This window comes from Plantactinospora sp. A48 (assembly GCF_055793945.1).
In genome coordinates this window covers 1-18,338 of record NZ_JBTIXF010000047.1, presented here as the reverse complement: position 1 = coordinate 18,338, position 18,338 = coordinate 1, and the positions used below count along the sequence as shown (strand labels likewise).

Genomic DNA, 18,338 nt, shown 5'->3' with positions numbered 1-18,338 from the left:
GGGGACCGAGGGGGAGACCGAATGAGTAGCCAACCGCGTCGACGGCGGCGCTGGCCGTGGTTGGCGGCCGGCCTGGTGGTTCTGGTCCTGGCCGTGGGCGCGGTGCTGGTGCTGAGGTTCCCGTCGGTCGCCGCGACCACCTGCCCGCGCTGTTACGGGCTGGTGGCGGTGCAGGACGGCCTGTACGTCGAGCGCGGCCGGTCGGACGCCGACCGGCAGCGGCTCGTCGAGGCGTACCAGGAGGGGAACCAGCGGGTCGACGACTTCTACGGGGGACGCGAGAGCGAACCGACCGTGCTGGCGTGCTTCACGTCCGGCTGCTATCGCCGGATCGGTGGCGGCGGCGAGCGGGGCATCGCGGTACGCAACCGGGCGTTGATGCTCTCGCCTCGCGGCATCGATCCGGTGATCGCCGCACACGAGCTGTCGCACGTCGAGTTCCACGCGCGCCTCGGGTCCCACCGGGACCAGGTCCCCCAGTGGTTCGACGAGGGGCTCGCCGTCCTGGTCTCGAACGACGCGCGGTACCTGTTGCCGCCGTCCGCCCAGGACCGCTGCCGCGACACCGCCGCACAGGCGCCGCCGGGTACGGACGCGACCGCACAGGCGTCGCCGGGTACGGACGCGACCGCACAGGCGTCGCCGGGGACAGACGCCGCCGCGCAGCCGCTGCCGGAAACACTGTCGGCCTGGCTGCGCGCCGCCGGTTCGGACGAGCAGGTGTACGCCAGGGCCGCCTGCCGGGTGTACCGGTGGGTCGACGCGCGGGGCGGGAAACAGGCCGTGCTCGACCTCATCGACCGGCTCAACCACGGCGAGCACTTCGCCACGCTCGTCCAGGGTTGAGTCTGTCGTCCGTGCAACCTTCCGGTGGTCCGGCTCCGACATCAATCCGACGGAAACGCCACGTCCGACAAGCCGACGGACACGCCATGTCCAGCGAGCCGACGGACACGCCACGTCCAGACTGATGCGAAGGGAGCGGGATGCGGCCCGACCACGAACGGGAGTACGTCGAGTACGTGACCGCGCGGCTGCCCCGGTTGCACCGCACGGCGTACCTGTTGTGCGGCAACGCCTTCCAGGCCGACGACATCGTCCAGGTGACGCTCACGGCGCTCTACGTGAACTGGAAGCGGACCGCCGGGGTGAACAACCTCGACGGGTACGTACACCGGATCATGGTGCGACGTTTCCTGGATGAGCAGCGGCGCGGCTGGTCGAAGGTGCTGCTCGGCGACCGCCTCCCCGACCTGCCGTCGCCCCCCGATCACGCGGTGGAGGAGCGGGACGCGCTGCTGACCGCCCTGCGGGCCCTGCCCAGGGGTCAGCGGGCGATCGTGGTGCTCCGCTTCTACGCCGACCTGTCGGTTGAGGCGACCGCGGAGGTTCTCGGCTGCTCCACGGGCAACGTCAAGAGCCAGTGCTCCCGGGGGCTGGCCGCCCTGCGCGAGGTACTCGGAACGCGGCGTCCGGTCACGACCGCGAAGGGAGCGGGGACCCAGTGATGAACGAGGAAGAGCAGCTACGCGAGTTGTTGGCGGCGGTCGACGTACCGTCGAGCCGGATCGAGACGGACGCGCTGGTCCGGGCCGGTCGTCGGCGGGCCTTTCGACGCCGCTCGGTCCAGACGGGCAGCGCCGCGGTGCTGGCCACCGCGGTACTGCTGGCGGTGCCGTCGGTGATGGCCAGGGTGGGGACCGGGAAAACACAGCAGGTGGGTACGACCGGGACGGCGCTGCCGGCCGCGGCGGGCGCCGCACCGAGCCGGACCGGCACGCCGACCCCGTCCGGCACTCCCGACCCGACCGGCCCGTGCCGGATGGTGGAACTGTCGGTGCCGGCCGGGATGGCCGACGCCACGACCAGGGCCACGGCCGACGCGGTGGACCCGACCGGCAGGTACATCGTCGGCAACAGCACCGTCGGTCAGAACTTCCGGGCGATCCTCTGGACCGACGGGCGACCTCGGGCCCTGCCGAAGCTCGGCAGCTCGGTCCAGGCGACCGCGGTCAACGCCAGCGGTGTGGTGGTCGGCCTGGCCACGGACGGGTCCGAGGAGTATGTCTTCCGGTACGAGAACGGCATGTACACCCGGCTGCGTACCCCGGCGGGAAGCTGGCGCGTCTATCCGAACCCGAGGATCAACGCGGCGGGTGATGTGCTGATCAACGCGGAGCCGAGCGCGAAGATGGGAGGCGCGGGCAGCATCGTCCTGCTCTGGCCCGCCGGCTCGACCAAGCCGGTCAGGCTGCCCCTTCCACCCGGGGCCAACGGCCTGGACCTCACCGACGACGGCACGATCGTGGGCGCGATGTACAAGGATGGTGTCGCCGTCGCCGCGTACGTCTGGGACCAGCACGGCCGGGGCCGGATGCTGAAGCTGCCGACCGGCCAGTCCGCCGCCGGCTATGCGGGCCGGGGCGACTGGGTGACCGGCGGTCTGTGGCCGTCGGGGATGGCCGCCCGGTGGAACCTGCGGACCGGCGAGTTGACCATGGTCGGGCCGCGACGGCCGGTGAGCACCAAGCGGGAGATGGCCGCGCCGGGTGACGCGGTGAGCAGCGCCGGCTGGGTGGTGGCCGGTGGATCCGTGCTGGTGGACCACGCCGCGGTCGAACTCACCGTCCCCGCCGGTCAGGTCGCGCGGGCGGCGGCCGTCTCCGACACCGGGCTGGTGGTGGGGCACGCCCGGGCCGAACGGTCCGACGAACCCACCACCGGGCCACGGGCCTGGCAGTGCTGACCCCCGCCGGGCCGCCCGGTACCGGACGTCCGGCCGCCCGCGTCGCGGCCGGGCGTCCGGGCCGGACGGTGGGTCGGGCGAAGCCGGCACGGCTGACGGCGTAAACCGGGTGCGCCGAACCGATGCGCTCCTGGACAATGCCGGCGTGCTGATCGATCACTGGCCGCTGCGGGGACTGCGCGTCCGTACGACGCGTCTGGAACTCCGGTTGCCCACCGAGGAGGAGTTGGCCGACCTGGCCGACGTGGCCGCGGCCGGACTGCACGAGCCCGGCCGGGAGCCCTTCCTCACCCCGTGGACCGACGGTTCCCCCGCCGAGCGGGCCCGGACGGTTGTGCAGAGTCACTGGCGCCAGCTCGGCGCGTGGAGCGTGGCCCACTGGTGTCTGAGTCTGGCGGTTTTCCACCGGGGGCGTCCCATCGGCGTACAGCAGATCCGGGCGACGGACTTCCCCACCCTGCGCGAGGCCGAGACGGCGTCCTGGCTCGGCCTCACCCACCAGGGTCAGGGCCTCGGCACCGAGATGCGGACCGGGATCCTGCACCTGGCGTTCGCCGGGCTCGACGCCACCGACGTGACGACGGCGTCGTTCGTGGACAACCCCGCGCCGCTGGCCATCTCGGCGCGGCTCGGCTACCGGCCCGACGGGATCACCCGCGACCTCCTGCACGGCCGGGTGGTCGTCTCGCAGCGGCTGCGACTGACCCGCGCGGACTGGGAACGGACGGTCCACCCGCCGGTCACCATCGAGGGCCTGGAGCCGGGCCTGCCGCTGTTCGGCCTCGACACCGCCGAGGCGTCGGTTGGTACGGCCGACCCGGATCCCTCGCATCCGGGGAAGGCGTCCACGGCGGGTACCCGGTAATCGGTTGACCGGTCTGGCACGGTGGTCAGGTGACCGGGATCGAGTTCTCGATGGACATCGACGGGGTGGACTGGGCGGCGCTGAAGGCGGCGCTCGGGGTCGACCGCTTTGACAACGGCCGGACGCCGGAGCAGTACCGGCGCTCGCACGAGAACTCGCACGCGGTGGTCTTCGCCCGCGACGGAGACCGGTACGTCGGCAACGGCCGGATCCTCAGCGACGGCGTCTGCAACGCGTACCTGGTGGACATCTGGACCGCGGCGCCCTACCGCCGTCGCGGTGTGGGTGCCGAGGTGGTACGCCGGCTGCTGGCCACCGTGCCCGGCCAGCACGTCGCGCTGTTCACCGACGACATGGCGGCGTTCTACGCCACGCTCGGGTTCCGCCCGCAGGCCGGTGGGATGAGCCGGATCGTCGGCCGCTGGCTCGACAACGGCCCCGGCTGACCCGCGTCATCCAGCGAGGCCGGCCAGCAGCTCGTCCCGGCCGCTCACCCCGGTCTTGCGGTAGATCGACTTGAAGTGGTCGTTCACGGTGTGCGGCGAGATTCCGAGCCGCCGGGCGATCTGCCGGGGTGGCACGGCGGCCAGTGCCGCGTCGAGGACGGCCCGCTCCCGGGCGCTGATGCCGTACCAGGCGGTCAACGCCGGCAGCAGGACGTCGACGCCGGCCGACCCGAGGGTGACCGCCACCTCCGCCGCGCCGGGACCGGACAGCGCGCCGCCGCCCGGCCCCGACCCGGCGACCGGACCCGGTCCCTGATCCCGGGCCCGGTCCAGATCCCGGCTCGACGTCGGGGCCGGCCCCGCCGCGTCGAGCGGTTGGGCCCGCAGCACCAGCCAGCCCCGGCAGGTCGGGATCCGGGACAGCGCTTCGGTTCCCGACCGGCGAGCGGCGAGCACGACGTTCCAGACGTTCCCGAACAGGGCGTCGTCATCGGCCCGGACGGCCGGCGGAACCAGCCGGCCGAACCAGTCCCGGGCGGTGGGGGACGCGGCCCGGACCCGGTCGTCGGCGTCCACCAGCACCAGGCCCGTGGCGGGCCCGCCACGGGCCGGGACCAACCGGCGACCGGCCACGAAGGCGCGGATCGCGCCGGCCAGCGGGCCGGCCAGCCCGGCCGCCCGACGAGCCTCCTCGGCCGTGAACGGTCGCGCGCCGCGAGCGCGCAGCAGCGTCAGCGTGCCCCAGACGGTTCCGCCGAGTCGGCAGGCGACGCGCAGTTCCGCGCCGAGCCCGGCGGCCGGCATCAGCTCGTGCAGCCGTTCGCTGTGCCGTTCCGCCCGGGTGCCGGCACCGAGCACACCAACGGGACTCGGCCCGGCGACCAGGCTGGCCAGCGAGTGCAGGTCGCGCCCGGCCGCCTCGTTGCGCTCCAGTCGGTGGTACGCCGCGGCGCCGTAGCCGTGTTCCTCGACCGCGAGGCAACCGGCCCCGGTGACCGGGTCCAACGCGCGCAGCTGGTAGCCGTCGTGCGGCACCAGCCGGCCGACCTCGGCGGAGATCCCGGCACCCAGCTCGGCCACCGTCGACACCGCCAGCGCGGTCAGGGCGCGTACGCCGGTTTCCACTCCCACGGTCATGCCTAGGAGTGTGGACCGGCGACATCCCCAGGCTTCGGGATTTTCCGACACCCGACACCGGCCGACACTGGTGCCTGCCCGGAGCCGTCGCGCTGTCGCGGACAGGTACCGACGGCTCGCCAACCCGGCCGGTGTGCTCCGGGCAGAGGGGAATGACCGATGGAACTCGACGAGTACGCCCGGTGCGACGCGGTGGGGCTGGCCGAACTGATCCGGGCCGGCGAGGTGACCGCGGCCGAGGTCGAGCAGGTCGCCCGACGGGCCATCGAGCTGGCGGACGCCCGGGTGAACGCGCTGGCCGTACCGCTGTTCCGGCGGGCCCTGGCCGCCGATCCCACCGGCCCGTTCGCCGGTGTGCCGTTCCTGATCAAGGACAGTGGACCGATGGCGGAGGGGGTGCCGTTCTTCCTCGGCAGCCGCGCCCTGCGCGACGGTGTGCTGGCCCGGCGGGACAGCGACCTGATGGCCCGGTTCCGGGCGGCCGGCCTGGTCACCCTGGGGCTGACCACCATGCCCGAACTGGGGTTGAACTTCGCCACCGAGCCGGTGCGGACCGGCCCGACCCGCAACCCGTGGGACCTGTCGCGCGGGGTCGGTGGCTCCAGCGGCGGCGCGGCGGCGTTGGTGGCGGCCGGCGCGGTGCCGGTGGCGCACGCCAATGACAGCGCCGGCTCGATCCGAGTTCCCGCCTCCTGTTGCGGGCTGGTCGGGTTGAAGCCCAGCCGGGGCCGTACCCCGACCGGGCCGGACCCGGTCGAGCCGGTGCCCGGGCTGCTGCACGAGTTCGCGCTGGCCCGTACCGTGCGGGACGTGGCGCACCTGCTGGACGCCGTGCGGGGCCCGAGCGTCGGAGACAGGTCGCCGGCGCCCCCACCCACCGGCCGGTACGCGCGGGACTGGCATGCGGACCTTCCCGTGTTGCGGGTGGCGCTGATGACCCGGCCCTGGTCCGGAGTGGCGGTGGATCCGGAGGTGACCGCCGTGGTGGTGCGGACCGCCCGGCTGCTGGCCGAGTTGGGGCACGGGGTGGACGAGGCGGCTCCCGAGCTGGACTGGCCGGACGTGCTCACCTCGATGGTCGGATCGGAGACCGCGTTCCTGGCGCACGCGTTCCGACGTGCGCCACGGCCACCGGAACCGGACCGGCTGGAGGCCGTCACCCGGCAGCTCCTCGCCGAGGCCGAGCGGCAGACGGTGGCCGACCTGATGACGGCGTTCGACGCGCAGCACCGGGTGAGCCGCGCGGTGGGCGCGTTCTTCGGCCGGTACGACCTGCTGGTCACCCCGACCATCGGCCAGCTACCGGCGCCGCACGGCACCCTCCGGTATGACGAGCCGCCCGGCACCCTCACCGACTGGGTGAGTCGGGTCTTCGCGTACGGGCCCTTCACGGCGGTGTTCGACGTGTCCGGCCAGCCGGCCATCAGCCTGCCGCTCGGACAGAGCGCCACCGGCCTGCCGATCGGGGTCCAACTGGTCGCCCGGTACGGCCGGGAGGACCTGCTGCTGCGGCTGGCCGGGCAGTTGGAGCGGCTGGTTCCGTGGTGGGACCGGGTGCCGCCGCACTCGGTCCGCCGGATCGGCGCACCGCCACATCCGGTCCGCCCGGCGGGTGACACGGCTATCTAAGGCTTGACTTATATAAGGCCAGCCTGTTCACTGGCCGCCATGCACGCGTTCGAGGTGCTCGGCGATCCGGTGCGCCGGCGGATCCTGGAGTTGCTCGCCGACGGCGAGGCGACGGCCGGCACCATCGGCGCGACCATCCAGGCGGAGTTCGGCATCTCCCAGCCGGCCGTCTCACAACACCTGAAGGTGTTGCGGGACAGCGGCTTCGCCACCGTCCGCCCGGCCGGCGCCCGCCGGCTGTACGCGGTCGACCCGGCGCCGCTGCGCGAGGTGGACGCCTGGCTGGATCCCTTCCGGCGGTTCTGGACGCCGCGCCTGGCCGCCCTGGCCACCGAGTTGGCCCGGGGACGCCGGGAACGCCGACTGGCCGCGACCGAGCCGGAGCCCGGCGCCATACCGCAGCCCGACGCCAGCCCGGAGCCCGACGCCAGACCGCAGCCCGACGCCAGACCGGAGCCCGGCGGCAGGCCGGGATCCGACGGAACAAACCCACGAACAGCAGAGGATGAGCAACGATGATCGAGGTGGACCACCAGATCAACACGGTGGAGCGGCAGCTCGGCAGCCGGCGGTTGGCCGCCGGCGAGGCCCGGGTCCTGACCATCAGCCAGGCGTACGACACGGATCTCGCGGACCTCTGGGACGCCTGCACCAATGCCGAGCGGATCCCCCGGTGGTTCCTGCCGATCAGCGGCGAACTCAAGGTGGGCGGCCACTTCCAGCTCGAGGGCAACGCCTCGGGCACCATCTCCAGCTGCGAACCACCGCGGGCCTTCACCGCCACCTGGGAGTACGGCGGCCAGGTGAGCTGGATCGAGGTCGATCTCCAGGAGGAGAAGCCGGGGCGGAGCCGGCTGCGGATCACCCATGTCGCGCACGTGGACGACCACATGTGGGAGCAGTTCGGGCCGGGCGCCGTCGGCATCGGCTGGGACTCGGGGCTGCTGGGACTTGCCACGTACCTGTCCGAAGGCCCCACCGGCGACCCCGCCGCCGAGGGCGCGGCCTGGATGGCCTCGGACGAGGGTCGGCGCTTCGTCCGGGAGTCCAGCGACCGCTGGGCCGTCGCGAGCATCACGGCGGGCACGCCCGAGCCGGCGGCCCGAGCCGCCGCCGAACGGGTCACGGCCGCCTACACCGGCGCTCCGGACCCGACAGCCCAGGCCTGACCCTCCAGCGATACGCGGGGATGGTCAGGGATCGACGGAGGGTGAGCGACCGGTATGCTGTTTCTCCGCGTCAATCTGCTGCTGAGAGGTGCGTTTCGACGGCGCGGGTGAGCAACGGGAGGACGGACGGATCAGGTGATCCCGCTACCCGCGCTGGCCGCCGGGACACCGCAGGGCGATCGCGGACGGTCCGGGGTCGTACCGGAGACCACCGCGCCGGCCGGGTCGGCGTTGGACCGGGTCTTCGCGGTCTTCTGCGCCGTCCTGCACGGTAGTTCCGGACTGGCCTGCGGCGCCGCGGCCCTCGCGGTACGACGACCTCCGGTCGAGATCCCGCTGCTGGTGGCCACGGTGAGCGTTCTGACCACCTGGTCGCTGCTGTTCTCCGGGTTTACCTGGCGCCGTGGTCTGCGACCGGTGCCGATCGCGGTCGACCTGGTGCTCACCGTGGCCGCCTGCCTGCTCCTCGGCCGCCTGGTCAGCGCCGAGGTGCTGCCCGGTGAGGTGAGCTGGGTGGCCATCATGGCCAGCACCACGGTCATCGTCACCCAGCTGGGCCTACCGGCCCGGTGGTCGGTCCCGGCCGGGCTGCTGGTGGCCGGGGCGTACGCCGGTGGCGCGCATCTGGCGGCCAACGATGCCGAGGGCACGGCGCACGCCGCCACCCTCACCATCCAGACGGTTTCCGCCGCGGCCCTGGCCTGGCTGGCCCGGCGCAGCGCCCGGAGCGCGGACGCCACCTTCGGCGGTTACCAGGCGGCGGTCCGGCAGTCCATCGTGGAACGCGCCGCGCGGGCCACCGAGCGGCAGCAGAACCGGGACCTGCACGACACCGTCCTGTCCACGCTCACCGTGGTCGGCCTGGGCGCGGCCCGCGCCGGTGACCAGCTGCGCGACCGGGCGGCGGCCGACCTGCGCGCACTGGCCGAACTGGCCGGTACCCGCACCGAGTCGGTGACCGGCGGCGCCGGGTCCGCAGCCGGCGCCGAGCCGGGCGGGGCGGCCCGGGAACGGCTCGACGAGCGGTTGCGGGCCGTGCTGGCCGGTCGGCGGCTGAGCACGGCGTTCACGCCGGTGACCGTGCCCGCCCCGGTGGCGGTCGCGCTGGTCGGCGCCGCGACGGAGGCGTTGGCCAACGCGGACCGGCACGCGCCGGCGGCGGCCGTCCGGGTGGCGCTCAGCGCTGTTGGCGGCGGCGTCGTGGTCGAGGTGACCGACGACGGTCCCGGCTTCGACCCGGCCACGGTCCCGGCCCACCGGTACGGACTACGCGAGTCGATGGCCGGCCGGCTCGCCGAGGTGGGCGGCCGGACGGTCGTCGACTCGGCGCCCGGCCGGGGCACCCGGATCCGGCTGGAGTGGCCGGCGAACCCCGGCACCGGTGGCGGGGTCCGCGATCGGCCCGGAGCCGACCATCGCGGCGCCGACCGGCCCGGAACCGACCGGCCCGGAGTGGGCCGGTGACCGGTGACCTGCTGACCGGGCCGGCGAGGCCCACCCCGGTCGGCTCGGCGGACGACCTGCCCCGGTCAGGTAGCCAGCCGCGGGCCGAACCCGCTGGCCGGAGCCCGTGGGACGCCGCCGCGGCCGTCGCCGCCACCGCCGACCGGGGAACCCGGATCGCCGCCGTGGTGATCGCCTTCGCCTGGCACCTGGCCATCAACCTGCCGGCGGTGCTCGGAAACTGGTCGGCGTACCGGGTGCCGTGGGCCGAGGGGGCCGCCTGGCTGGTGTTCTCCGGGGTGGGGTTGGTGGCCGCCGCCGGGCTGCTGTGGGGCGTACCGCTGCCGGCCTGGCCGCTGCTGGCCGCGCTCCTGGTGGCGGACGCGACGTCCTTCGTCTTCGTCCCGGGTGACCTGCTGTTCCACCCGGCCAACTGGGGTTGGGGGACGCTGGGCTGGTTCGTCGCCCTGGTGCTGTGGCACCGCCGGATCGCCGCCCTGCTCGGGGTGCTGGTGACCGGTGCCGGCATCGCGTTCGTCACGCTGCTGGCCGAGGACGCCACCGGGGCCGCCGGCCTGAGCCGGTTCGGCATGTACGTCTACGGCACGGTGTCACTGCCGGTGATCCTGGTGGTCGGCGCGGGCGCCCTGAACCGGCTGGCGACCAGCACCGCCGGTACGGCGGCCGCCCGTACCAGGTTGGACGCCGGACGGGCGGCTGCGGCCCGCACCCGCCGGGAGCGCCGGGAACGGCTCGCCGTGGTCAGCGACGACGCCGGAACCGTACTGGCCGAGTTGGCCGACGGTCGGGCCGACCCGGCGGACCCGGCGGTACGGCGGCGGTGCGCCCTCGCGGCGGCCCGACTGCGCCGGCTGATCGCCGAGTCCGATGACGTGCCGGATCCGCTGCTGCACGAGTTGCGGGCCTGCGCGGACATCGCCGAGCGGCACGGGGTGGCCGTCGAGTTCGTCACCGTGGGAGAGCTGCCGGACCTGCCGGTGGCGGTGCGACGCCGGCTGGCCGACCCGGTCGCCGCCACCCTGGCCACCGCCCGGGAGTGGGCCCGGTTGACCGTCGTCGGGCAGCCGGACGAGGTGGTCGTAAGCGTCACCACGAGCGCTGGGCCGGACGCCCCCGGACCGGCGGACGGATGGAACGCCGCCGGATGGGACGGCGCCGGCCCAGCGGACGGGCCGGGCGGCACCGGGCCGGAGGATGGGTCGGACAGCGCCGGATCGGACGGCGGGGCTTCGGCGGACCGGGACGGACCCGACACCGACGGGATCGACTGGTTCTCCGAACGCGACGGGGGGACGGTATGGACGCAGGCCCGATGGCGGGCGCGGTGAACCCGGCGGAACCCCGGGTGACCGTCGCGATCATCGACGATCACCCGGTCGTGCTGGAGGGGGTCCGCTCCTGGTTGGCGGCCGAACCCCGGCTGCTGGTGGTGGCGACCGGCGACGACCCGGACATCCTGCTGGCCGGGCCGGGCCGGACCGCCGAGGTCATCCTGTTGGACCTGCGCCTGCACGGGCGGATGGTGCTGGACCGGCTGGCCGAGCTGAGCAGCGCCGGACGCCGGGTGGTGGTCTACTCCGAGCACACCGAGCAGGAGACGATCCTCGCGGCCCTGGACGCCGGCGCGGTGGCGTTCCTGGCCAAGCACGAGGGTCGGGAGCACTGCGTGGGTACGGTGCTGGCGGCGGCGGCCGACCGCCCGTACGTGCCGCCGTCGCTGGCCGGCGCGCTCGTCGGGGACCGCCGCTCGGACCGGCCGGCCCTGTCCGATCAGGAGCGCGAGGCGCTGCTGCTGTGGTTCCAGTCCATGTCCAAGGCGTCGGTGGCGCGTCGGATGCGGATCAGCGAGCACACCGTCAAGCAGTACGTCGACCGGGCCCGCATCAAGTACGCCCGGGTCGGCCGGCCGGCGGCGTCGAAGGCGGCGCTGCTCGCCCGGGCGATCGAGGACGGGCTCATCCGCCCGGACGAAATCGGCACCTACCGTTCGTACGCGGCGACCGACCGGCCGACCCCTCAACGACCGTCATGACACGGGCCGGCGCAGCCGGCAACCTGACGGGGAAGAAGGTCGTCGACAGGAGGCCCTTCCCCGATGAGTTCCGACACGGCTCCGTTCTTCGTCCGGCCGCACCGGTTGGACGGTGTCGAAGCGGCTGACGGCACGACGCCCTCGCTCGGGTGGCGCCGCGAACTCGTGCTGGAGGACCGCGAGCGGGTGCTGTGGCGAGGCCGCGCGGAGATCGCCGGCTACCTGCTCCAGCCCGGTCAGGTGGACAGCGAGCAGCGGGTCTGGACGCTGCCCCGACCCGCCGACGTCACCGTGACGGATCGGCGGCTCGCGTACGTCTGCTCCGGTTGGACCCTCGCCGCCGCCACCTCGACCGGTGGTGCCCGGCACCGCCGGCGGGAGCCGCCCACCCGGATCGCCACCGGGCAGGTGCGCTGGCAGTGGCCGTCCCGGCTGCACGTCCTGGCCGACCCCGCGGCGCCCCCGCGCGGCTCGGCCCGGGTGCTGCTGGTCTGCGACTCGCTGCGGACGATCCGCCAGCCCACGCTGGCGCTCGGCGGTGCCGACCTCGCCGGCCCGGACGCCCCGGTCGAGCTGGCGCATCTGGTCCGGCGGGCGGTGGCCCGGTTCCGGCTGGCCGACCCGACCATCACCGACCTGTCGCCCACCGAGCGGGACGCGCTGCTGGCCCGCTCGTCCGGGGTCGCGTTCGCGGCCGAGCTGACCGACCCGGTGAGCGGGATCGACCTGCCGGGGTCGTTGCCGGTGGAGTTCCTGCACCGCGACGACTACTACCGGCGGGGCGGGCCGGATACGCCGCCGGACCGGCCCGCCGAAGACTGTGACCGGCCCGTCGGGCGGTGTGCCCGGTGCGACGGGCCGGGTGAACGGGCCGACGTGCCGGCCGGGTTCGTCCGGTACGGGGAGGTGATCGGCTGGTCCGTGCCCAATCGGTCCGGCCGGCCGCACCCGGGCAGGGCGGACGGGTCACCGGATGGCGCGGGCGACGCCTGGCCGAGCCGGGGCCCCGACCAACGCGGACACGGCGGGTCCTTCTGCCCATAGCAGAGCGGTTTGGTCGCCACCGCGGGCGGTGGGCACGATGGGGCCCATGACCACTCGCGCGAACCTCCTGTGGCTGCACGGCGGTGGCTGGCACTCCCGATCGACCGAGGACGGTGCCGCGTTGGCCGGTCACGGCCTGCGGGTGGTCCAGGGCCGGTACCGGCTCACCGGCGAGGCCACCTGGCCAGCCCAGTTCGACGACGCCCGGGCCGCGGCCCGCGCCGCGCGGGCCGCGCAGCCGCACCTCCCGCTGCTGGTTGCCGGCGACTCCGCCGGCGCGATGCTGGCCCTGCACGTCGGCCTGCGCGGGGTGGACGAGCCCGGCGACGTGGCCGGCGTGCTGGCCTTCTGGCCGCCGGTGGATCCGCTGGCGCCGGACTTCCTGCGGCTGCGCCGGCACGACAACCCGTGGACCGGGCTGCTCGGCCACGAACCGGCCCCGGAGGACCCGTTCACCGCCGACGCCACCGTGACCACCCACATCGGTTCGGGCGTACCGGTGCTGCTGGCGCACGGTTCGGCGGACGCCGCCGTGCCGGTGAGCCAGAGCCTCGACCTGGCCACCGACCTGCTCGCCGCCGGGCACCCGGTCCACCTCCTGGTCACCCACGGTGGCCATGGTCTGGACCTGGACCGGCCCGAACTCCGGGCGCTGGTAGCGGACTTCCTCGCCACGCATCTCGACGGCGAGCCCGACGCGCCGGACCGGCCCGGCGGGCCCGGCACCGACCCGCACGCCTCGCGCCGCCTCGCGCCAGCACGCTGACCAGGAGTACGCCCGGCGCTGCCCTCAGCGGGCGGCGGTCAGGCGCCCGGCGGGTACGACGACGTACTGCCGCAGGGACAGGTCGCGGTAGGTGACCGGGCCGCGGGGACCGGGTACCCGGTCGATGTTGATGCCGGTCTCCGGCACCGACAGCAGCTTGAAGCCGTCCAGCAGGCGGGTCGTGGCGTTCCAGAACCCGCCGGTGCCGGCGTACGCGCCGAGGAAGTCGGCCGCGGCGTCGGCGTCCTCGGTGACGATCGCCGCCGCCAGTCCCGAGGTCTCCTCGTTGGCGATCCGGGCCGCGTCGAACGGACCGTCGGCCCGAGCGATCGTCACGGTGGCCTCGTTGCCGTCGTCGAGGGCCCATTCGTGGCCGAGCGGGTGCGGATGCGGCGGCAGCGACACGTTGATCTTCGGCTCCTGCCGGGCCAGCAGGTCCACCACGACCGGCACCAGTTCGTCCCAGCAGGCGGTGTCGACGAGCAGCAGGTTCAGCCGGTTGCAGACCCCGAGCCGGTCCAGGCCGCGCAGCACCAGGTCGGTCGCCGTGTCGCGGTCGGCCGCCGGGTGCAGGTAGAGCACCGCCCCACCGTCGGCGTGGGCCAGCGTACGCACGCCGGCCAGTGCCGCCGTGCGGGCCAGGTGTCGGGTGCTCTCGCCGCTGCCGCGCAGGATCACCAGCGGCAACAGCTCGGGCTGCCGGACCAGCGCCTCGGCCGACTCCCGGCCCGGCTGGCGGACCAGTTGGATGGCGTCGGGGTCGATGCCCGCCTCGGCCAGGGCCGGCGCCACCACCCGGTCGACCAGCGCGATCGCGGAGCCCAGCGCGGCGGACCCGGTACGCAGCACCCCGGCGTTGTGGGACTTCACCAACTGCGAGGCGATGTCCACCACCACGTTGGGCCGGGCCTCGAAGTTGGCGCCGATCGCCCCGACCGGCCGCCGCCACTCGTGCAGCGCCAGCCCGCCGTCGAGGTCGCGGACCCACCGGCGGGCCGGTTCGGGTTGGAGGGCCGCGAGGGCCCGCAGTTGGTCGGCCATCCCCCGCAGCCGCTCGGGGTCGAGCCGCAGCCGGTCGAGCAGGCCGGTGCCCATCCCCGCCGCGCGCCCGGCCCGGTGGTCCTCGGCGTTCGCCGCGAGCACCGGTTCGGCGGTCTCGCCGAGCAGCCGGGCCATCGCGTGCAGTGCCGCGTCCACCTGCTCGGCACCGGCGGCGGCGATCGATCCGCTGGCCGCCCGCGCCGCCCGCGCCGCGCTGGCGACCGCGACCGTCGCTTCCTGCTCGCTCATTCCTGCTCTCCTCGACTCTCACCCGTAGGTTGTTGGATGTCGATCGTCCTACAATCGACGACAATACGACGCCGGCACCCGCTGCGGTCGACACCCAACGGTCGATTTCTTCAACAGGAGAAAAGATGGTGCATCCGGACGGCCGCCCACCCGCGCGGCCCCGCTCGGCGCCGACCCTCGACCTGCCCTCCCTGGCCCCCCTGCCGACCGCCGCCGAGCGGACCGCCGAGGTGATCCGGGACAACATCTTCGAGGGCCGGTTCCAGCCCGGGACCGCGCTGCCGGAGAGCGGCCTGGCGCAGGCCCTCCAGGTGTCCCGCAACACCGTGCGAGAGGCGTTCCGTTTCCTGGTCAACGAGCATCTGCTGACGTACGAGCCGCACAAGGGGGTGACCGTCCGCCGGCTGACCGCCGATGACGTACGCGACATCTACCGGCTACGCCGGATGCTGGAACTCGCCGCCGTCGACCTGCTCGGGACCGGGGAGGCCAGCCTCGACGAGCCGGCCCTGACCGCCCGGCTGGCCGAGGCCGACCGGGCCGCCGAGGCGGACGACTGGGTGACGGCCGGCACCGCCAACCTGCGGTTCCACGCTCTCCTCGTCGCGGTGCACGCCAGTCCCCGGATCGAGGAGCTGTTCCGGCGCCTGATGACCGAGCTGCGACTGGGCTTCCTGGCGCTGACCGACCCCCGCGAGTTCCACGCGCCGTACCTGCGGCGCAACCACGAGATCGCCGGCCTGTTGCTGGCCGGGGACTGGGCGGCGGCCCGCACCGAACTCGACAGTTACCTGGACGAGGCTCGGCGCCAGGTCGTCGCCGCCGTGGACGCCGGGCGGTGACCCCGGTACGGGTGTTCCCGGTCGGCCGGTGGTCCTGGCTGCTGGAGGTGGCGAGCGACCCGGCCGCACGGGCCCTGCACCGGCACCTCGCCGACCGGCGCTCCGCCGGGGAGTTGGCCGGCATCGTCGAACTGGTGCCGGGCGCCCGCTCGGTGCTGCTGGACGCCGGCCCGGACGGGCCGGACCGGTCCCGGCTGGCGACCCTGCTCGCGGGCTGGGACCACGGATCCGCCGCCGACGCGCCGCCGGGTCCACCGGTCGAGATCCCGGTCCGGTACGACGGGGCCGACCTCGCCGACGTCTGCCGGCACACCGGTCTGGACCGTGCCGAGGTGGTGGCGGCGCACACCGGGACCGAGTTGACCGTGGCGTTCTGTGGTTTCGCCCCCGGCTTCGCCTACCTCACCGGCACCCCGGCCAGCCTGCGGGTGCCCCGCCGGGCCACGCCGCGCACCGCCGTACCGGCCGGCGCGGTGGGGCTGGCCGGTGAGTACAGCGGGGTCTATCCGCGCCGTTCGCCCGGCGGGTGGCAACTGATCGGCCGGACCTCGCTGGTGCTGTGGGACGAGAACCGGCCGGAGCCGGCGCTGCTCACCCCCGGCACCCGGGTCCGGTTCACGGCGGTGGACGGATGACCGCGCCCACCTCCGCCGCGCTCTTGGCGCTCCCGGTCGGGACGGTGGACGGATGATCCCGTCCGCCGCGCTGGTCCTCGAGCCTGGGGCGGTGGGCGGGTGATCCCGTCCGCCGCGCTGCTGGTCCTCGCGCCGGGACTGCTCAGCACCGTCCAGGACCTGGGCCGGCCCGGCCTGGCCCACCTGGCCGTACCGCGCTCGGGCGCCGCCGACCCGGACAGCCTGCGGCTGGCCAACCGGCTCGTCGGCAACCCCGTGACGGCCGCCGGGGTGGAGATCACGCTGCTGGGCGCGGAACTGCGCCTGACGGCGGCCCGGTGGATCGCGGTCACCGGCGCGCCCGGTCCGCTCCGGGTCGACTCCCGGGCGGTGGACCCGGACCGGCCGGTGTACGTCCGACCGGGCGGCACCATCCGGATCGGGCCGGCCGACCGGGGGGTACGGCGGTATCTCGCGGTGGCCGGCGGGATCGCCGTACCGCCGGTGCTGGGCAGCCGGTCCACCGACCTGCTCTCCGGCACCGGCCCGCCGCCGCTGGCCACCGGCCACCGCCTGCCGCTGGGCGACCCGACCGGCCCACCCGCGGCGGTGGACGTCGCGCCCCGACCCGCCATCCCGGAACTGGCCCGGCTGCGGTTGTTCCGGGGGCCCCGGGACGACTGGTTCACCCCCGCCGGTCGCGCGGCCCTGGTCGGCGCCGGCTACGAGGTCAGCCCGGCGAGCGACCGGATCGGGGTACGGCTGACCGGCCCGCCTCTGACCGTCGGGGGCCGGGGAGACCTGCCCAGCGAGGGGATGGTCCGGGGTTCCGTGCAGGTGCCGCCGAACGGCCAGCCGCTCATCTTCCTGGCCGACCACCCGACCACCGGCGGGTACCCGGTCGTGGGTGTGGTCCACCCGGACGACATGTGGCTGGTCGCCCAGGCCCGACCGGGGGCCACGGTCCGGTTCCGCTGGCACCCGCGCCGCTGACCGGCAGAGCGCACGATCACGCGGCGGAGCCCATGATCACGGCGAGGTCGGCGACGGCGGGCGCCAGGGCTTCACCCAGCCATCCTCCGGCCAGTTCTCCACGGCGGCCAGCAGCGGGAACGCGGTGGCGCCGTCGATCGATTCGCGGATGATGTCGGCGTGCCCGGCGTGCCGGGCGGTCTCCTGGATCAGATTGCCCAGGACCCAGCGCACCGACCAGTTCTCGACGTCGGTCGGATAGCCCGGAACGCCCCGGGGCACCGGTACCGCCTGGTCGAGGTCGGCGATTCCGGCGATCACCTCGGCGGTGTTCCGGGTCGCCTCCGCGTACCCGGCGAGCACATCGGCCAGCGTCTCGGCCGGCCCCATCCGGAAACTGGCCTGGTGGTCCCCGTCGCCGCGGCCCTGTCCCCGCACCATGCTCATCCAGCGACGCTCGGCGAAACCCAGGTGCTTGATCAAGCCACCGATGCTCAGTGAGCTGGCCGTGGGCGTGGCCCGGGCCTGCTCGTCGGTCAGCCCGTGGGCCGCCCTTCGGACGGCGTCCCGGGCATGGTCGAGGTAGCGGAGCAGGTTCTCCCGCTCGTCAGCGACCGGCGGCACCATGACAGGCATGTGACCACATCCTCGATCGGCGGTTCGTCGGCGCCGACGCGACACCGACCACGCACCGATTCTGCCGCTCCACCGCCGCCGTCGGACGACCGGCCCGACGGAGTGCGGCCAAGCGGCGCGCGGCCAAGCGGCGCGCGGATCAGTCGGAGTGCGGCCAGGCGGCGCGCGGGCCAGTCGGCGTGCGGGTCAGTCGGCGTGCGGGTCAGTCGGCGGTGAACCGCCGCCGGTCGCGGACGTCGATCCGGCCCCGGCCGAAGGCGTCGACCCGGCCCCAGCGGCCGGGGATGTCCAGCAACTCGACCCGGCCTATCGTGCTGGGCAGCGCCGGGTCGACCGCGAGGTGCCCCTCGTGCGGTTCCAGGCCGAGCATCGTACGCATCAGCAGCAGCGGCGCCCCGCTCGACCACGCCTGCGGACTGCACGCCGTGGGGTACTGCACCGGATACTTCGTGAGTTCGCGGTCGTAGCCGGCGAACGCCTCCGGCAACCGGCCGTGGAAGTACTCCGCCGAGTCGATCATCGCGTCGGCGAGCCGGGCGGCCTCCTCCACGAAACCGTACCGGCGCAACCCCCAGGCGATGAACGAATTGTCGAACGGCCACACCGTACCCGTGTGATAACCGATCGGGTTGTACCGACCCTCCCCCACCGCCAGAGTCCGGATCCCCCACCCCGAGAACAACCGA

The 18,338-nt window shown here is 74.5% G+C and carries 20 protein-coding genes; 16 read left to right on the top strand and 4 right to left on the bottom strand.

Going from position 1 to position 18,338, the window contains the following annotated elements:
* The first annotated feature begins 21 nt into the window (after nt 1-21).
* From ACXN5W_RS21730 to ACXN5W_RS21710, 5 genes are all read left to right on the top strand, one after another.
* Nucleotides 22-846: a hypothetical protein gene (locus ACXN5W_RS21730; protein WP_473160185.1), complete on the top strand. Its 825-nt coding sequence runs from the start codon at nt 22-24 to the stop codon at nt 844-846.
* Nucleotides 847-986: 140 nt separating this feature from the next.
* Nucleotides 987-1,508, top strand: coding sequence for a SigE family RNA polymerase sigma factor (locus ACXN5W_RS21725; RefSeq protein ID WP_473160184.1), 522 nt, complete (start codon nt 987-989; stop codon nt 1,506-1,508).
* Nucleotides 1,508-2,746, top strand: a complete 1,239-nt coding sequence (locus ACXN5W_RS21720) for a hypothetical protein (RefSeq protein ID WP_473160183.1) — start codon at nt 1,508-1,510, stop codon at nt 2,744-2,746. Before ACXN5W_RS21725 ends, ACXN5W_RS21720 begins: the two co-directional genes overlap by 1 nt.
* 145 nt (nt 2,747-2,891) lie before the next feature.
* Complete coding sequence (locus ACXN5W_RS21715; RefSeq protein ID WP_473160182.1) at nt 2,892-3,611, top strand: GNAT family N-acetyltransferase; 720 nt, start codon at nt 2,892-2,894, stop codon at nt 3,609-3,611.
* Between the two features lie 29 nt (nt 3,612-3,640).
* Entirely contained in the window at nt 3,641-4,057 is a 417-nt protein-coding gene (locus tag ACXN5W_RS21710) for a GNAT family N-acetyltransferase (protein WP_473160181.1), read from the top strand.
* Nucleotides 4,058-4,063: 6 nt separating this feature from the next.
* On the opposite strand, the gene ACXN5W_RS21705 is transcribed toward ACXN5W_RS21710, so the two are convergent.
* A complete protein-coding gene (locus ACXN5W_RS21705; RefSeq protein WP_473160180.1) occupies nt 4,064-5,194 on the bottom strand; it encodes a helix-turn-helix transcriptional regulator in 1,131 nt (376 codons plus the stop codon).
* A gap of 159 nt (nt 5,195-5,353) precedes the next feature.
* Between ACXN5W_RS21705 and ACXN5W_RS21700 the strand changes: the two genes are divergently transcribed.
* The 8 genes from ACXN5W_RS21700 (at nt 5,354) to ACXN5W_RS21665 (ending at nt 13,298) form a co-directional block, all read left to right on the top strand.
* Nucleotides 5,354-6,823, top strand: a complete 1,470-nt coding sequence (locus ACXN5W_RS21700) for an amidase (RefSeq protein ID WP_473160179.1) — start codon at nt 5,354-5,356, stop codon at nt 6,821-6,823.
* Between the two features lie 39 nt (nt 6,824-6,862).
* Nucleotides 6,863-7,342: an ArsR/SmtB family transcription factor gene (locus tag ACXN5W_RS21695; RefSeq protein ID WP_473160178.1), complete on the top strand. Its 480-nt coding sequence runs from the start codon at nt 6,863-6,865 to the stop codon at nt 7,340-7,342.
* A complete protein-coding gene (locus ACXN5W_RS21690; protein WP_473160177.1) occupies nt 7,339-7,992 on the top strand; it encodes an SRPBCC family protein in 654 nt (217 codons plus the stop codon). The genes ACXN5W_RS21695 and ACXN5W_RS21690 overlap by 4 nt, the downstream gene beginning before the upstream one ends.
* Before the next feature lie 135 nt (nt 7,993-8,127).
* Nucleotides 8,128-9,456: a sensor histidine kinase gene (locus ACXN5W_RS21685; protein WP_473160176.1), complete on the top strand. Its 1,329-nt coding sequence runs from the start codon at nt 8,128-8,130 to the stop codon at nt 9,454-9,456.
* A complete protein-coding gene (locus tag ACXN5W_RS21680) occupies nt 9,453-10,784 on the top strand; it encodes a hypothetical protein (RefSeq protein WP_473160175.1) in 1,332 nt (443 codons plus the stop codon). The genes ACXN5W_RS21685 and ACXN5W_RS21680 overlap by 4 nt, the downstream gene beginning before the upstream one ends.
* Nucleotides 10,754-11,488 (top strand): response regulator, encoded by a 735-nt coding sequence (locus ACXN5W_RS21675; protein ID WP_473160174.1) that lies wholly within the window; start codon nt 10,754-10,756, stop codon nt 11,486-11,488. The genes ACXN5W_RS21680 and ACXN5W_RS21675 overlap by 31 nt, the downstream gene beginning before the upstream one ends.
* A gap of 63 nt (nt 11,489-11,551) precedes the next feature.
* Complete coding sequence (locus ACXN5W_RS21670; RefSeq protein WP_473160173.1) at nt 11,552-12,532, top strand: hypothetical protein; 981 nt, start codon at nt 11,552-11,554, stop codon at nt 12,530-12,532.
* Between the two features lie 46 nt (nt 12,533-12,578).
* Nucleotides 12,579-13,298 (top strand): alpha/beta hydrolase, encoded by a 720-nt coding sequence (locus ACXN5W_RS21665; RefSeq protein WP_473160172.1) that lies wholly within the window; start codon nt 12,579-12,581, stop codon nt 13,296-13,298.
* Between the two features lie 24 nt (nt 13,299-13,322).
* On the opposite strand, the gene ACXN5W_RS21660 is transcribed toward ACXN5W_RS21665, so the two are convergent.
* Nucleotides 13,323-14,588: an aldehyde dehydrogenase family protein gene (locus ACXN5W_RS21660; protein WP_473160171.1), complete on the bottom strand. Its 1,266-nt coding sequence runs from the start codon at nt 14,586-14,588 to the stop codon at nt 13,323-13,325.
* Nucleotides 14,589-14,713: 125 nt separating this feature from the next.
* On the opposite strand from ACXN5W_RS21660, the gene ACXN5W_RS21655 reads away from it, so the two are divergent.
* The 3 genes from ACXN5W_RS21655 (at nt 14,714) to ACXN5W_RS21645 (ending at nt 17,037) form a co-directional block, all read left to right on the top strand.
* Complete coding sequence (locus ACXN5W_RS21655; RefSeq protein WP_473160170.1) at nt 14,714-15,430, top strand: GntR family transcriptional regulator; 717 nt, start codon at nt 14,714-14,716, stop codon at nt 15,428-15,430.
* The gene (locus ACXN5W_RS21650) at nt 15,427-16,065 is read left to right on the top strand and encodes a 5-oxoprolinase subunit B family protein (protein WP_473160169.1); all 639 of its coding nucleotides are present in this window, start codon (nt 15,427-15,429) and stop codon (nt 16,063-16,065) included. Before ACXN5W_RS21655 ends, ACXN5W_RS21650 begins: the two co-directional genes overlap by 4 nt.
* A gap of 99 nt (nt 16,066-16,164) precedes the next feature.
* Complete coding sequence (locus tag ACXN5W_RS21645; protein WP_473160168.1) at nt 16,165-17,037, top strand: 5-oxoprolinase subunit C family protein; 873 nt, start codon at nt 16,165-16,167, stop codon at nt 17,035-17,037.
* 36 nt (nt 17,038-17,073) lie between these two features.
* On the opposite strand, the gene ACXN5W_RS21640 is transcribed toward ACXN5W_RS21645, so the two are convergent.
* Both ACXN5W_RS21640 and ACXN5W_RS21635 read right to left on the bottom strand, forming a co-directional pair.
* Nucleotides 17,074-17,652: a DinB family protein gene (locus ACXN5W_RS21640; protein ID WP_473160167.1), complete on the bottom strand. Its 579-nt coding sequence runs from the start codon at nt 17,650-17,652 to the stop codon at nt 17,074-17,076.
* Between the two features lie 202 nt (nt 17,653-17,854).
* On the bottom strand, nt 17,855-18,338 hold a 484-nt coding region (locus ACXN5W_RS21635), incomplete at its 5' end, for an amylo-alpha-1,6-glucosidase (RefSeq protein WP_473160166.1).

Bases quoted from the DNA above. Each gene is read 5' to 3' on its own strand.
- ACXN5W_RS21665 (WP_473160172.1), top strand. From the start codon at position 12,579: ATGACCACTCGCGCGAACCTCCTGTGGCTGCACGGCGGTGGCTGGCAC.
- ACXN5W_RS21675 (WP_473160174.1), top strand. From the start codon at position 10,754: ATGGACGCAGGCCCGATGGCGGGCGCGGTGAACCCGGCGGAACCCCGG.
- ACXN5W_RS21730 (WP_473160185.1), top strand. From the start codon at position 22: ATGAGTAGCCAACCGCGTCGACGGCGGCGCTGGCCGTGGTTGGCGGCC.
- ACXN5W_RS21725 (WP_473160184.1), top strand. From the start codon at position 987: ATGCGGCCCGACCACGAACGGGAGTACGTCGAGTACGTGACCGCGCGG.
- ACXN5W_RS21640 (WP_473160167.1), bottom strand. From the start codon at position 17,652: ATGCCTGTCATGGTGCCGCCGGTCGCTGACGAGCGGGAGAACCTGCTC.
- ACXN5W_RS21695 (WP_473160178.1), top strand. From the start codon at position 6,863: ATGCACGCGTTCGAGGTGCTCGGCGATCCGGTGCGCCGGCGGATCCTG.
- ACXN5W_RS21690 (WP_473160177.1), top strand. From the start codon at position 7,339: ATGATCGAGGTGGACCACCAGATCAACACGGTGGAGCGGCAGCTCGGC.
- ACXN5W_RS21700 (WP_473160179.1), top strand. From the start codon at position 5,354: ATGGAACTCGACGAGTACGCCCGGTGCGACGCGGTGGGGCTGGCCGAA.
- ACXN5W_RS21660 (WP_473160171.1), bottom strand. From the start codon at position 14,588: ATGAGCGAGCAGGAAGCGACGGTCGCGGTCGCCAGCGCGGCGCGGGCG.
- ACXN5W_RS21655 (WP_473160170.1), top strand. From the start codon at position 14,714: ATGGTGCATCCGGACGGCCGCCCACCCGCGCGGCCCCGCTCGGCGCCG.
- ACXN5W_RS21670 (WP_473160173.1), top strand. From the start codon at position 11,552: ATGAGTTCCGACACGGCTCCGTTCTTCGTCCGGCCGCACCGGTTGGAC.
- ACXN5W_RS21720 (WP_473160183.1), top strand. From the start codon at position 1,508: ATGAACGAGGAAGAGCAGCTACGCGAGTTGTTGGCGGCGGTCGACGTA.
- ACXN5W_RS21705 (WP_473160180.1), bottom strand. From the start codon at position 5,194: ATGACCGTGGGAGTGGAAACCGGCGTACGCGCCCTGACCGCGCTGGCG.